14 protein-coding genes are annotated in these 11,876 nt (G+C 71.3%); 4 read left to right on the plus strand and 10 right to left on the minus strand.

The features are described from left to right. Nucleotides 1–34 precede the first annotated feature (34 nt). The 6 genes from ACFYOY_RS37820 to ACFYOY_RS37845 all read right to left on the minus strand — a co-directional run bounded on the left by ACFYOY_RS37820 (nucleotide 35) and on the right by ACFYOY_RS37845 (nucleotide 5,950). Nucleotides 35–1,045, minus strand: a complete 1,011-nt coding sequence (locus tag ACFYOY_RS37820; RefSeq protein WP_388592158.1) for a PfkB family carbohydrate kinase — start codon at nucleotides 1,043–1,045, stop codon at nucleotides 35–37. Next, nucleotides 1,042–2,535, minus strand: coding sequence for a purine-cytosine permease family protein (locus ACFYOY_RS37825; RefSeq protein WP_388592160.1), 1,494 nt, complete (start codon nucleotides 2,533–2,535; stop codon nucleotides 1,042–1,044). The genes ACFYOY_RS37820 and ACFYOY_RS37825 overlap by 4 nt, the downstream gene beginning before the upstream one ends. 61 nt (nucleotides 2,536–2,596) lie before the next feature. Further along, nucleotides 2,597–3,604, minus strand: a complete 1,008-nt coding sequence (locus ACFYOY_RS37830) for an ADP-ribosylglycohydrolase family protein (RefSeq protein WP_388592162.1) — start codon at nucleotides 3,602–3,604, stop codon at nucleotides 2,597–2,599. Nucleotides 3,605–3,677: 73 nt separating this feature from the next. After that, nucleotides 3,678–4,394: a GntR family transcriptional regulator gene (locus ACFYOY_RS37835; protein ID WP_351901463.1), complete on the minus strand. Its 717-nt coding sequence runs from the start codon at nucleotides 4,392–4,394 to the stop codon at nucleotides 3,678–3,680. 117 nt (nucleotides 4,395–4,511) lie between these two features. Next, the gene (locus ACFYOY_RS37840; protein WP_351901461.1) at nucleotides 4,512–5,075 is read right to left on the minus strand and encodes a CGNR zinc finger domain-containing protein; all 564 of its coding nucleotides are present in this window, start codon (nucleotides 5,073–5,075) and stop codon (nucleotides 4,512–4,514) included. A gap of 140 nt (nucleotides 5,076–5,215) precedes the next feature. Continuing rightward, nucleotides 5,216–5,950 carry an alpha/beta fold hydrolase gene (locus tag ACFYOY_RS37845; protein ID WP_388592165.1) on the minus strand — a complete coding sequence of 245 codons (735 nt, stop codon included), beginning with the start codon at nucleotides 5,948–5,950 and terminating at the stop codon, nucleotides 5,216–5,218. A 63-nt stretch (nucleotides 5,951–6,013) separates the two neighbouring features. Here ACFYOY_RS37845 and ACFYOY_RS37850 point away from each other — a divergent pair, with 63 nt between their 5' ends. Beyond that, nucleotides 6,014–7,096: a helix-turn-helix transcriptional regulator gene (locus ACFYOY_RS37850; protein WP_388592167.1), complete on the plus strand. Its 1,083-nt coding sequence runs from the start codon at nucleotides 6,014–6,016 to the stop codon at nucleotides 7,094–7,096. A gap of 68 nt (nucleotides 7,097–7,164) precedes the next feature. Here the strand turns inward: ACFYOY_RS37850 and ACFYOY_RS37855 are convergent, their stop codons facing one another. The 3 genes from ACFYOY_RS37855 to ACFYOY_RS37865 all read right to left on the minus strand — a co-directional run bounded on the left by ACFYOY_RS37855 (nucleotide 7,165) and on the right by ACFYOY_RS37865 (nucleotide 9,512). Beyond that, a complete protein-coding gene (locus ACFYOY_RS37855; protein ID WP_351901455.1) occupies nucleotides 7,165–8,184 on the minus strand; it encodes a D-cysteine desulfhydrase family protein in 1,020 nt (339 codons plus the stop codon). Between the two features lie 102 nt (nucleotides 8,185–8,286). Then, nucleotides 8,287–8,985, minus strand: a complete 699-nt coding sequence (locus tag ACFYOY_RS37860; protein WP_351901453.1) for an SDR family oxidoreductase — start codon at nucleotides 8,983–8,985, stop codon at nucleotides 8,287–8,289. Between the two features lie 50 nt (nucleotides 8,986–9,035). Further along, nucleotides 9,036–9,512 carry a winged helix-turn-helix transcriptional regulator gene (locus tag ACFYOY_RS37865; protein ID WP_388592169.1) on the minus strand — a complete coding sequence of 159 codons (477 nt, stop codon included), beginning with the start codon at nucleotides 9,510–9,512 and terminating at the stop codon, nucleotides 9,036–9,038. Nucleotides 9,513–9,684: 172 nt separating this feature from the next. On the opposite strand from ACFYOY_RS37865, the gene ACFYOY_RS37870 reads away from it, so the two are divergent. Further along, nucleotides 9,685–9,861 (plus strand): hypothetical protein, encoded by a 177-nt coding sequence (locus ACFYOY_RS37870; protein ID WP_351901449.1) that lies wholly within the window; start codon nucleotides 9,685–9,687, stop codon nucleotides 9,859–9,861. A gap of 170 nt (nucleotides 9,862–10,031) precedes the next feature. Here the strand turns inward: ACFYOY_RS37870 and ACFYOY_RS37875 are convergent, their stop codons facing one another. After that, nucleotides 10,032–10,571: a winged helix-turn-helix transcriptional regulator gene (locus ACFYOY_RS37875; protein WP_388592171.1), complete on the minus strand. Its 540-nt coding sequence runs from the start codon at nucleotides 10,569–10,571 to the stop codon at nucleotides 10,032–10,034. Between the two features lie 98 nt (nucleotides 10,572–10,669). Between ACFYOY_RS37875 and ACFYOY_RS37880 the strand changes: the two genes are divergently transcribed. Together ACFYOY_RS37880 and ACFYOY_RS37885 are read left to right on the plus strand one after the other, a co-directional pair. Further along, nucleotides 10,670–11,452: an SDR family oxidoreductase gene (locus ACFYOY_RS37880; RefSeq protein ID WP_351901445.1), complete on the plus strand. Its 783-nt coding sequence runs from the start codon at nucleotides 10,670–10,672 to the stop codon at nucleotides 11,450–11,452. A 62-nt stretch (nucleotides 11,453–11,514) separates the two neighbouring features. After that, entirely contained in the window at nucleotides 11,515–11,871 is a 357-nt protein-coding gene (locus tag ACFYOY_RS37885; protein ID WP_351901443.1) for a nuclear transport factor 2 family protein, read from the plus strand. Nucleotides 11,872–11,876: the final 5 nt, after the last annotated feature.

The following is an 11,876-nucleotide window of genomic DNA, read 5'->3' on the forward strand; positions in this document are numbered from 1 at the left end:
GGGCCAACCTCCGTGACGCGAGCACGTGGGCGGGCTACCGCCCGAGCGCCGAGGACAGCCGCGCCGCGAGGGGCTCGCCGTCGAGGAAGCCCAGCAGCTCACCGACGGTCGGGCCGGTGGCGGGGCCGTGCCGGGTGACCGCGAAGGCGGCCGCGGCGTTGGCGCCTCGTACGGCGGTGCTCGGGTCAAGGCCGCGACCCAGGAGCGCCAGGAACGCTCCCGTATGGGCGTCGCCCGCGCCGTTGCTGTCGACCGCGGTCACCCGGCGGCCGGGGATGTGCAGGGCCGCTCCACCGGGCGGGACCAGCCAGCAGCCGGCCGCGTCGGCCCGCAGGAGCACACCGGTGCGCGGGCCCAGCCGGGCGGCGAGCGCGGCCGCGGCCTCCTGGGCGTCGTCCCGGCCGGTCAGCAGCCGCCCCTCGCGCTGGTTGCAGCTGACCCAGTCGCAGCGCTCCAGAACCGGTGCCAGCACCTCCTCCGGGATCTGGTCGGCCAGGGGACCCGGATCGAGGAAGACCCGGATGTGTTCCGGCAGCCGCGCGACGAGTGAGGCCAGGACCGGGCCGTTGACCGGGTAGGCGAGCCCGTAGCCGGAGATCTGCACCATGTCGCCGGGGCGCAGCGCGGCGAGCACGGACGTCGCGTGGGCCTCGGTCAGCCGGGCCTCGGCTCCGAGGCTGGTGGCGAAGGTGCGCTCGCCACCGCCGTCGACGAAGGCGACGCAGAAGCCGGTGTCCTCCTCCCCTATCGGAGCCAGCACCATCTCGATGCCTTCCCGGGCGAGGTCCGCCCGCACCCGGTCGCCGAACGGCCCGGTGCCATGGGCGCCCGCGTACACGGCCGGCAGGCCCAGGCGGCGGGCAGCGGTGAGGACGTTGAATCCGCCGCCCGTGGTGAGGGTGGTGTCCGTGGAGACGATGTCGCCGCCGCGTTCGGGCAGTGCGGGCACCCGCATCACCAGGTCGACGATGGCGTTGCCGAGCAGGACCAGCCGGCCGCCCATGACCTCGCCGGGGGCGCCGAGGGCGCCGTCGTGGCCGCTCATGAGAGCTCCCGCGCGGCCGGGGCGGGCAGCACCTGCTGCTGGGGACGCTGCCCGGACGCCTCCTCGCGGACGGTGCCGTCGAACCTGCGCAGCACGGCGTAGACGGCGGCGGCGAGCAGCAGGGTCACCACCCACCCCAGCCCGTTGGACCCGATCCAGCTGTGGGACAGCGGCCCGGAGAACCACACGTCGGTCGCGCTGGTGCTCGCCTCGGTGAAGAGCAGGCCCACCACGATGGCCGCGGCCCAGGCGATCATCGCGGCCCAGGCGATACCGCCCCGGAACCAGTAGCGGCTGGACCTGCCGACGTCCATGAGCGCCCCGCCGTCGTAGGACCGGCGGAGTATCAGGTCGACCGCGAAGACGCCCACCCAGGCGTTGATGGGGACGGCGAGGAGGGTGAGGAAGGTGATGAACGGGCCGTAGAAGTCCTTGGCGATCAGGATGAAGTAGATCCCGCCCGCGAAGGTGACGACCACGTCCAGGCCGACGGCGAGGGTGCGCCGGACCCGTATGCCCAGGGTGATCATGGTGAGTCCGGCCGAGTAGACGGACAGGTGGTTGGAGAGCAGCAGTCCGCCGAACGCGGCGATCAGATACGGGATGGACATCCACGACGGGAGCATCGTGTTGATCGCCGAGACGGGGTCGGAGGCGGAGGCGAGATTCGGTTCTCCCGCCGCGAGGAGTGAACCCAGCGAGATCAGCACGACCAGCGGGATACCGGCGCCGAAGGCGGAAGCGGCCACCAGCCTGCCACCCGGAATCCGCCGGGGCAGGTAACGGGCGTAGTCGGCGCCCGTGTTGGCCCAGCCGATCCCGGTACCGGCGGCGATCATGCCGACGCCCACGACCATCGAACTCACCGACCCGACCGGGGCGTGGAAGACCTTGTCCCAGTCCACGGTGGTCGCGAGGAAGATGATCACGACCAGGTTGAGCAGGCCGAAGATATAGCTGGCCCACCTGTTGATCCACATGATGGTGGCGTGGCCCAGGCCGCTGATCAGCAGCGTGCAGCCGATGAAGACCAGCAGACACACCACGGTCAGGACGGTGTTCCGCCGGATACCGAAGGCGACGTCGAGCAGGGCCAGCAGGGCGAAGGCGGCCGTGGTGGTGTTGATGGTCTCCCAGCCGAGCCGGCTCATCCAGGTGACCAGCGTGGGGCCGGCGTTGCCGCGAACCCCGAACACCGCGCGGGAGAGGGTGAGGGCGGGCGCTCCGCCCCGCTTCCCCGCGATGCTGAGGGCGCCCACCAGGGCGAAGGAGCCGAAGGACCCGAGAATGGCCACGACGGCCGCCTGCCAGATGTTCAGGCCGCGGAAGCTGACCAGGGCCGCGCCGAGCGGCAGACCGAGGATGCTGATGTTCGCGGCGAACCAGGTCCAGAACATCTGGCTCGCGTGGCCGTGCCGCTCGGCGTCCGGAACCGGCTCGATGCCTCGGGTCTCCACGGAGCCGACGCGGTCGTTCTCTGAAGCCGCCATGGTGGTACCTGTCTTTCTGTCCGGGGGCGCTCCGGTGCGGATGTGAGGGCGGGGGTGGGGGTCACTCGGCCGTGCCGGCGCGCAGCGCGAGCAGGGCCGTGGCCAGCGGTTCCAGGGCGAGACCGTTGACCGAGCGCAGGGTGGCGAGGGCTTCGTCGGGCAGGCCCGAGGCCCCGCTGACGGCACCGGCTATGGCGCCGGCTATGGCACCGATGGTGTCGCAGTCACCGCCGAGGTTGGCCGCCAGCAGACAGGCCCGCCACGGCTCACCCTCGGCGAGGGCCAGCACGGCGAAGGCGGCGGGGACCGACTCCTGGCTGGCGACGCTGGTGCCGACCAGGTCGCAGACGCGGTCCAGGGCCTGACGCTCGGGCAGACCGCGGACCAGGTCCACGGCCCAGCCGATACGGGCGGCGATATCGGCGCCGGCGACCCAGTGGCCGCGCTCGGCCCCTGCCGCGGCCGCCGTGACCGCCGCGCCGAAGGCGTCCTCCAGATCGCCGCCGTCGATGCCACGGCTCACCGCGGCGGCCACGGCGGCGGCGGAGGCGATGCCGATGGAGGTGTCATGGGTGACCTGGCACGCCTCCGCGACCCGGTCCAGGAACGGCTCCAGCGGTGTATCGGGGAAGGCGACGCCGACGGGGGTGATCCGCATCGCCGCGCCGTTGGTGGCACCGGCCTTGCCCGCCTCCTCCGGCGGTACGCCGCGGGACACGGCCTCCAGGGCCGCCTTGGTGGAGGGGCCGAGCAGGTCGAAGGAGCCCTTGGCCTTCATGGCGCGCTCCCACTCCAGGAGCTCGTGCGCGAGCCGCAGCGGTTCGATCCGCCCACCGGACCCGGTCAGCAGTTGGCCGACGATGACGGCCTGATCGGTGTCGTCCGTGACGGAACCGGCGGGCATTCCGGCGCTCACCGGGTTGTCTTCGGGGCCGGGCTCGAAACCGGTGACGGTGCCGAACCGGGCGACGATGGACGCCCGGGACATGATCTGGGTGGGCATGCCGAGGGCGTCGCCCATCGCCAGGCCGTAGAGGGCGCCGAGCGCGCGGTCGTGCTGGTGGTTCATTCGGACTTCCTGTCGGTGCGCGGAGGCGGTACGTCGGAGAGGGCGGGCGCCGTGAGCGGTCTCATCCGGGCTCTCATCGGGGCTGCTCGCCGAAGCCGAGGTGCAGCTGGAAGCGGGCGGGGTCCAGCAGGCTGGTCACCTGCTCGACGATCTGGCCGTCGGCTCCGCGGCTGACCCGGCGGGTGTTGAGCCACACCTCGCCCTCCTGGCGGCGGAGCAGTGTCGCCTCATCGGCGGCCAGTTGCCGTACGGAGGCCCACTCGTCCCCGTGGGTGGCGCGGATGCCGACCGCGGCGAGGGTCTTGGTCAGCGAGCCGTCGAGGAGCCCGCCGAGCGGGACGTCGGCCAGGGCCGGGGCCATCGGAACCCTGCTGCGCTCCAGCGCGACCGCGGTGCCCTCCGGCAGCACGCGCAACCGGTCCAGCGCCATGAACTCGACGCCCTCGATGCCCAGTTCGCCGGCCAGCCGGGCATCGCGCACCGCTTCGAGGCGGAGGACCTCGGTGGTGACCCGGGCGCCCTGGTCGGCCAGCGCCCTGGTCCAGCCCAGGCGGTTGTCCAGCAGGCCGCCGTCGAAGGTGACGAACGAGCCGACACCCGCGTGGGTGGAGATCAGCCCCTGCTTGCTGAGCTCGTCCAGCGCCTGGCGAACGGTGGCCCTGCTGACCGCGAAGCGCCGGGTGAGCGCGTGTTCGCCGGGCAGCCTGCTGCCCGGCTCCAGGGCGCCGCTGTGGATCTCACGGGCCAGAACGCGGGCGATGCGCTGATGCTTGAGGACCTGTTTAGGCATGTCCGGTAGTTAGCCATACATGTCCAGTCCTGTCTAGAGTCGCAAGACATACATCTGCCGACGGTCGTCCGCCACGGGGCGGGCCGTGTGATCAGCAGTGGGCAGGCGGAGTGCTCATCACCCCGTGGCAGGCTCCTGGCCCTGCCGCTTGCGGGCGCGGTACGCGGCCGCCTTGAGCTTGTTGCCACAGGGGTCCATGGCGCACCACTGCCGGCGCCCGCCTCGCGACCGGTCGATGTAGACACGGGTGCATTCGGGGTTGCCGCACTCCTTGAGGAGCGGCACATCCGGACCGCTGAGGAGCTCGACGGCATGCCGTGCCACCGTGGAGAGCGCCTCTTGCGATGTCGCGTCCGTCCGCCGCCCGCTCGCGGTGAGTTGCGGCGCCGCGGCAGGCTTGCGGGCCGTGTCATTCACCACGGCGAGCGCCTCGCTGTCGTAGGGATCCCCCGCGACCCGGGCGGTGACCAGCTCGTAGATGGCCTCCCGTACGGCCACCGCGCGCTCGACGTCGGCATGCCGGCTGGCGGAGACGGTGTCGACGATTCCGGACTCCAGGTACCAGGCGTCCAGCCGGTCCGGTGATACGAACATCTCGAACCGCACCGAGCGGCGAGCGCGCAACGTCGCGGCGAAGTCGAGAGCGGGGTTCCCGCACAGAAAGACATGCTCCAGATTCACGTCACCATCCTGACAGGTGATTTTGATCTTTCGCAAGGCTCGCCACCGACTCCAGGCGGCGGGTCGTACGCACGGGAATCGCAGCGGGGGTCATGCGGTGCCGTCCCGGGGGACCGCGCCCGCTCGTGGGTCGTGCCGGGTCAGGCCGCGTCGTGCAGGATCGCCGCCAGCTCACCGGGCCGGTCGAACATCGGCCAGTGCCAGCCGGGCAGCTCCCGGTACGCCGAACTCTCGGTCGCCATGTGCCGGAAGGCCGGAACGGTGGCGATCCGCGCCCGGACCTGCTCCACCGGGAAGCCGCACAGCACGTGCAGCCGCGGCAGCTTCTCCCACGCCTCGGTCAGCCGGACCGGCGTGGTGGCGGTGGCCCACGGCTGCGGCACCGACAGCCGCACCAGCCGTTCGAGCGTGCCGTCCGGCAGCCCGGACGCCCCGGAGGCCAGCTGATGCCACGGCGGTGGCGGCAGCTGCCAGCCGTGTCCCTCCTCGCGGACCAGCTCGGCGTTGCGCATCTGCTCCTCCGGCGGGGCGAACTCCGCGTGGGACATCCCGTCCGGCAGCGGACCGCTGTCGATGAACACCAGCCGGTTGATCCGGTCCGGCATCCGGTCCGCCACGCTCGGGACCACCACCGCACCGGCATAGCTGTGCCCGACCAGGACCACGTCGTGCAGATCCTGGTAACGGATCAGGCTGAGCACATCGGTGATGTGCGTCTCCAGGTCGGTGTCGGGCCGGGCCAGGTGCGCCCGCTCGCCCATCCCGGTCAGGCTGAGCGGGTGGACGTCGTGCCCACGGCCGCGCAGGTCGGCCGCCACCGGGTGCCAGGCCCAGGCCCCGAGCCAGAACCCGGGAAGAAGTACGTAGGTTGCCATGGCCCACACGCTAGGAGGGATACCGGACAGGGGCCGCCCGGTATCCGCGCCATACTTCCGGGCATGACCCGACCGACCGCCCGCGTGCTCGCCCTGCTGGAGATCCTGCAGGCCGGTGGCACCCGCACCGTCGCCGACCTGGCCGACCGGCTCGGCGTGGACGAGCGCACCGTCCGGCGCTACATCGGCCATCTGATCGACCTGGATGTCCCGGTCCGTTCGGTGCGCGGCCGCTACGGCGGCTACCGGCTCGCTCCCGGCTACCGGATGCCCCCGCTGATGCTCACCGACGAGGAGGCGCTGGCCGTGCTGCTCGGCCTGGTCGCCGGGCGCCGGGCCGGGCTGGTGACCACGTCCGTCGCGGCGGCGGAGAGCGCCGCCGCCAAGGTGCGCCGGGTGCTGCCCGAGGCGCTCGGCCGCCGGTTGGACGCGCTGCTGGCGACCGCCGACTTCACCGCCCCCGCCCGTCCCGTGGTCATCCCGGAGACGAGCGTGCTGCTGATGCTCGCGGAGGCCGCGCGGGACCGCCGGCCGGTCGCCGTCAGCTACACCGCCTGGAAGGGGCGGCGCAGCGAACGCACCGTGCACCCGTACGGGATCGTCGCGCACTCCGGGCGCTGGTATGTGACGGGGGCGGACTCGGCCAGCGGCGAGGTACGCACGTTCCGGCTGGACCGGATCGAAGACGCGACGGTGCTGCCCGGGTCGTTCGAAGTGCCCGTGGGGTTCGATCCGGCCGCCCGGGTGCTGGCCGGGCTCGCCGGGGTGCCCTACCTGCACGAGGTGTCGCTGCGGGTCCAGGGCACGGTTGAGCAGGTCCGCCATCGGCTCCCGCCCGGGCTCGCCACGGTGCGGGAGCTCCCGGCCGACCCGGCGGCGGAGGCGGATCGTACGTCCGCGGAGGGGGAAGGCGGCGGATGGGTACGGGTCCAACTGCGGGCCGAGCGGCTGGAGTGGGTGCCCTCCGTGCTCGCCTGGCTGGATCTCCCGTTCGTGATCGAGTATCCGGACGCCCTGCGCGACCATGTGCGCGCCCTGGCCCACCGACTCGCCACCTGTGCCGACGCGGTCGCCGGTCCCGCCGAGGGTGCGGAGTCGGCCCGTGCGGCGGCCCCTCCCCCGCCGCCGCCCTCCCCCGCGGAGTAGCGCCGGCCCATCCCGGCAGGACAAGGCCGTCCAGGACCGCACGGGCCGACCGGCCCGGGCTGCGACGCTCAGCCGCGGGGCCACCGTACGGCGGTGTCGGCCACGGCGGAACGCGCCCGCCGCAGCGTCTCGGTGTGCCCGAACAGACCGGCCAGACCGCCGGTGTGCAGGAAGACCGTGCGCTCCCCGGGGCGCACCTGACCGTCGTGGACGGCCGCGACGAGACCGGCCAGGGCACGGCCGGTGTAGACCGGGTCGAGGACGATGCCTTCGGTGCGGGCCGCGGTGGTGATGGCGTCCATGACCGGTTCGGTGAGCGCGGAGTAGCCGGGACCGACCTGATCCAGGCGCAGCCGCAGGGACGTGGCCGCGGGCCGTCCGGCCAGCCCTTCGACCAGGTGGCCGACGGTGTACTCGGGATCGGCGATGGCTCCGCAGTGCACGCCCAGCACCCGCTCGGCTCCGAGGGCGTGGACGAGACCGGCCATGGTGCCGCCCGATCCGATCGCCACGACCGCCGTGGCCAGGTCCGGGGCCTGTTCCAGGAGTTCCGTCCCCGCCGCGGCGTAGCCCCGGGCGCCCAGCACACTGGATCCGCCGAAGGGGATCACCGCGGGCCGGGCGCCGTGCTCGCGCACGTCCCCGGCCACGTCCTCCACGGCCGCCGCGAGTTCGGCCTCGCTCACCTCCCCCGCCCATACGACGCGGGCGCCGAAGAGACCGTCGAGCACGATGTTGCCGGTCATCCCCTCGCTCGGCGCACCGGCGAGGACAAGGACCACGTCCATGCCCAGCCGTGCCCCGGCCGCGGCCGTCAGGCGAGCGTGGTTGCTCTGCGCGGCCCCGCTGGTCACGAGCGTGGTGGCGCCCTCGGCGCGGGCGGCCCCGGCCGTCCACTCCAGCTTGCGGACCTTGTTGCCCCCGCCGCCCAGTCCGATCAGATCGTCACGCTTGACCCACAGATCACCGGGCTCCAGCCCGATCGCACGGGCCAGCCGCGGCGCGGCCTCCAGCGGCGTGGGCCGACTCATCAGCTCGACCCGTGTGGTTTCCTGACCCGGCGTGGCTTCCTGACGCTCTTCTGACACGATCGCCGCCTTCGCTCGCTGCGCTGAGGGATGTCGGGGTGGGAGAAACGGCCGTTGGACGGTCGCGGGACACGTGCGCCGACGCGCGGCCGGCGCGACACATCACCTACCGGGTTCGGCGTGAAGAGGTTGCGACAAGGCGGCCTTGGCCTGCCTGGTCTCGTCGTCGGCGAGAACTTCCCACCGGTCGTTCGCCAAGGCTTCCATGGTCTGTGCCGCCACGTCGGCGGCAGTGATCTTAGGCGCGTCCACCCAGGAGCTGAGGTCCGTGTCCACGAAACCGGAATGGACCCCCACCACGAGCGTGCCCTGTTCCTGCAGTCCCTTGCGCAGCGCGTCCGTCAATGACCACTGCGCCGATTTGGAGGCCGCGTATCCGGGGAAGCCCGGCTGCCCGACCCAGGACGCCAGCGACAGCATGTTCACCAGCGCGCCACCGCCGTTGCGGGCGAGGATCGGGGCGAACGCCCGGGAAACGGCCCAGGTGCCGAAGTAGTTGACCTCCATCGCCTGACGGGCGGCCGCGAAGTCGCCCTCCAGGAGTCCCGTGCCGGAGCCTCCGACGCCCGCGTTGTTGATCACGATGCTGACATCGCCCGCGATGGCAGCGGCCTCGGCGATCTGCTCCGGCTTGGTGACGTCCAGACGCAGCGGAGTGAGGCCCTGGTCAACCACGCCGGCCGGATCGCGGACACCGGCGTAGACCTTCGCCGCGCCGTGCTCGAGCAGCGCCCGGGCGAACGCGCGCCCGATACCGCGATTGGCCCCCGTGACCAGGGCGACTGATCCTTTGATGTCCATCGTGTTCTCTCTTTCCTCTGGCTATACAAATAGAAGCTCGCTCGCGCGGCTCAGTCCTCTGACCCGCGATGGACCACAAAGGCCACGTCGGCGCAGGGCACCTCACGGCCTTCCTCATCGATGAACCCCACGCTCACGGCCTCACCGGTGGAGCGTGTGCGCCGGAGAGACGAGGGGCCCGACGGGCGGGGGCGGTGGCGGTCGCCCCACTGCTGAAGCGCGGCCAGCACAAGGCGCAATTCGTCACCGGCCTGCGTCAGGTGGTAGCTCTGCCGATGCCTGCTGCCCGGCTCCTGATACGTCCGCGTCCGCAACACCCCGGCCTCGACGAGGAGCTTGAGCCGGGCGCTGAGCAGATTCGGCGCGACGCCGAGAGACGACTGCATCTCGGCGAATCGATGCCTGCCCGCGAAGACTTCGCGCAGCACCAGCAGAGACCAGCGCTCACCCAGAATCTGCAGGCTCCGCTCGATGGAACAGGCCGGCTCGTCATCGACGGGCCCTGAGATCTTCTTCCCGGACGACACCGCACACCTCCCGCCAGACATGACTCAATCCTCTGCTCATGAGCCTACACCCTAGATATAATTTAACTATCCAGAGGCAATCTGAGGGACAGTAGATTGCGTCACCTACTTGACCGGTGACGCATGCGGCTGCAACCATCGTTGGACCATCGAAACGACAAGGAACGATGCAATGTCGAATAAGCGGGAAGTGCCAGATGTCGCGGAAGCGGCGCGCCGTGCCCGGTTCAGCAAGCTGCCGGAGCGGATCCGTTTGGAGGACACTGTGGAGGAGCGGGCAGCCATAGCGCCGGACCCCGCGAAGGACACGTACAACCCCGACGAGTGGCTCGTGCGCTACTGCCTGTGAGCCAGCCGCTCGCGCGAGGGAGGAATCCCGTGCCGACAGCCAGAGTGTTGAGGGCGACCGCAGTGGCCGTGGTCATCGTGGCCGTCGCCCTCGGTTGTTTCACCCAGGTCTTCTGATCCGCGTTTCGTTCCCCTCCGCCAGCCAGGACGCCACCTCGGCGAGACGCCCGATCAGCCGGGCAGGTCCCCGTCGCGCGCCTCCGGGGCGCGCGCGGGACGCTGCCGCTCGAGTTCGACGTACCGGGCACGCATCGCGTCGCTGGCGGCCGGCCCCGCGGTGAATACGAAGGCCTCGCCGTCGTCGAGGCTCCGGCCGGTGCGCGCATCCACCACGACGGGCTCCACCTCCTCGCCGGTCCGGGCGTCGATCAGGATCATGGCGCGCTCCTCCGGCGCGAGGTGCCGATTGCCCCAGGCGGCCAGGGCGACAACCACGGGCCGCAGCGAACGGCCGCGTTCGGTCAGCACGTATTCATGGCGCACCGGGTTGGCCTGGTAGGGGCGCCGCTCCAGGAGGCCATCCGCCACCAGGGCCTTCAGGCGCGTGGTGAGCATGCTGGTGGAGATGTTCAGGCTCTGCTGGAACTGGTCGAAGCGCGTGTAGCCGTCGAAGGCGTCGTGGAGGATCAGCAGCGTCCACCACTCCCCCACGTGCTGAACCGTGGTCGACAGCGGACACTCACGGTCCTCCAGCCTGATCCGGCTTGCCATCGCGACACCCTCCCGAGTTACTGCTAAAGTGAAAGTTACTTGCTTCTATTTTAGCAGTCGCAAGGGCCGCGCTCACGTGCGTCCCGGAACGGACAGTCTTGCTCACCTCCCTCGATGACTCTCTCGCCGGCCGTCGCGCACTCGTCACCGGTGGCACCAAGGGTGCCGGAGCGGCGATCGCGGCCCGGCTGCGTACGGCCGGTGCGACCGTGCTGGTCACCGCCCGCTCCCAACCCGAGGACGTCCCCGACGAAGACTTCATCGGCACCGACCTGACCACACCGGAAGGCGCCGAACACGTCGTACGGGAGGCGAATCGGCGCCTCAGCGGCACGGACATCCTGGTCCACACGCTCGGCGGCTCGGCCGCGCCCGCCGGCGGCTTCGAGGCGATGTCCGAGGAGATCTGGCAGCAGGAGCTCAACCACAACCTGCTCGCCGCCGTCCGCCTGGACCGCGCCCTGATCCCGGGCATGATCGAACGGGGCCGGGGTGCGGTGGTCCACGTCTCCTCGATCCAGCGCCGGATGCCACTGTGGAACGGCACGCTGGCCTACGCCTCCGCCAAGGCGGCTCTCAGCACCTACAGCAAGGGCCTGGCGAACCAAGTGGCACCGCTCGGTGTGCGGGTGAACACGGTCTCCCCCGGGTTCATCCAGACCAGTGCGGCGGACGCACTCATCGACCGCATCGCCCAGAAGACCGGCGACCGGGAATCCGCTCTGGCATCGCTCATGGATTCCCTCGGCGGCATCCCCCTCGGGCGCCCCAGCCGACCCGAAGAAGTGGCCGAACTCGTCGCCTTCCTCGTCTCCGACCGGGCCTCCGCCATCGTCGGCGCCGAACACGTCATCGACGGCGGCACTGTTCCCGCGCTCTGAGCACCATCCCCTCCGGGAACGGCCCGAGAACCATCCCGCAGAACACCATCAGCGAGGCAGCCATGACCGACGACACCACGCCCTCCGACGCCACCGACCTGCCCGACGTCGTCAAGCGGTATCTGAAAGCACACAACGAGCACGACCTGCCCGCGGTCTCGGCCACGCTGACGCCGGACGCGACCGTCACCGACGACGGCCGCACCTACAAGGGGATCCCGGCCATCGAGCGGTGGCTGGACCGTGCCGCATCCGAGTACACCTACACCACCACGCTCATCGGGGCCGAGCGCGACGGACCGGACCGCTACACCGTCACCCAGCACCTCGAGGGTGACTTCCCCGGCGGCACCGTCGACCTTCACTATCGCTTCATCCTGTACCAGGGCCTGATCAGCCACCTCACCATCGCCCCCTGACGCAC

Source organism: Streptomyces sp. NPDC007875 (assembly GCF_042868035.1).
GTDB lineage: Bacteria > Actinomycetota > Actinomycetes > Streptomycetales > Streptomycetaceae > Streptomyces > Streptomyces antimycoticus.

Bases quoted from the DNA above. Each gene is read 5' to 3' on its own strand.
- ACFYOY_RS37850 (WP_388592167.1), top strand. From the start codon at position 6,014: ATGACCCGACCGACCGCCCGCGTGCTCGCCCTGCTGGAGATCCTGCAG.
- ACFYOY_RS37875 (WP_388592171.1), bottom strand. From the start codon at position 10,571: ATGGCAAGCCGGATCAGGCTGGAGGACCGTGAGTGTCCGCTGTCGACC.
- ACFYOY_RS37860 (WP_351901453.1), bottom strand. From the start codon at position 8,985: ATGGACATCAAAGGATCAGTCGCCCTGGTCACGGGGGCCAATCGCGGT.
- ACFYOY_RS37825 (WP_388592160.1), bottom strand. From the start codon at position 2,535: ATGGCGGCTTCAGAGAACGACCGCGTCGGCTCCGTGGAGACCCGAGGC.
- ACFYOY_RS37820 (WP_388592158.1), bottom strand. From the start codon at position 1,045: ATGAGCGGCCACGACGGCGCCCTCGGCGCCCCCGGCGAGGTCATGGGC.
- ACFYOY_RS37870 (WP_351901449.1), top strand. From the start codon at position 9,685: ATGTCGAATAAGCGGGAAGTGCCAGATGTCGCGGAAGCGGCGCGCCGT.
- ACFYOY_RS37885 (WP_351901443.1), top strand. From the start codon at position 11,515: ATGACCGACGACACCACGCCCTCCGACGCCACCGACCTGCCCGACGTC.
- ACFYOY_RS37830 (WP_388592162.1), bottom strand. From the start codon at position 3,604: ATGAACCACCAGCACGACCGCGCGCTCGGCGCCCTCTACGGCCTGGCG.
- ACFYOY_RS37835 (WP_351901463.1), bottom strand. From the start codon at position 4,394: ATGCCTAAACAGGTCCTCAAGCATCAGCGCATCGCCCGCGTTCTGGCC.
- ACFYOY_RS37845 (WP_388592165.1), bottom strand. From the start codon at position 5,950: ATGGCAACCTACGTACTTCTTCCCGGGTTCTGGCTCGGGGCCTGGGCC.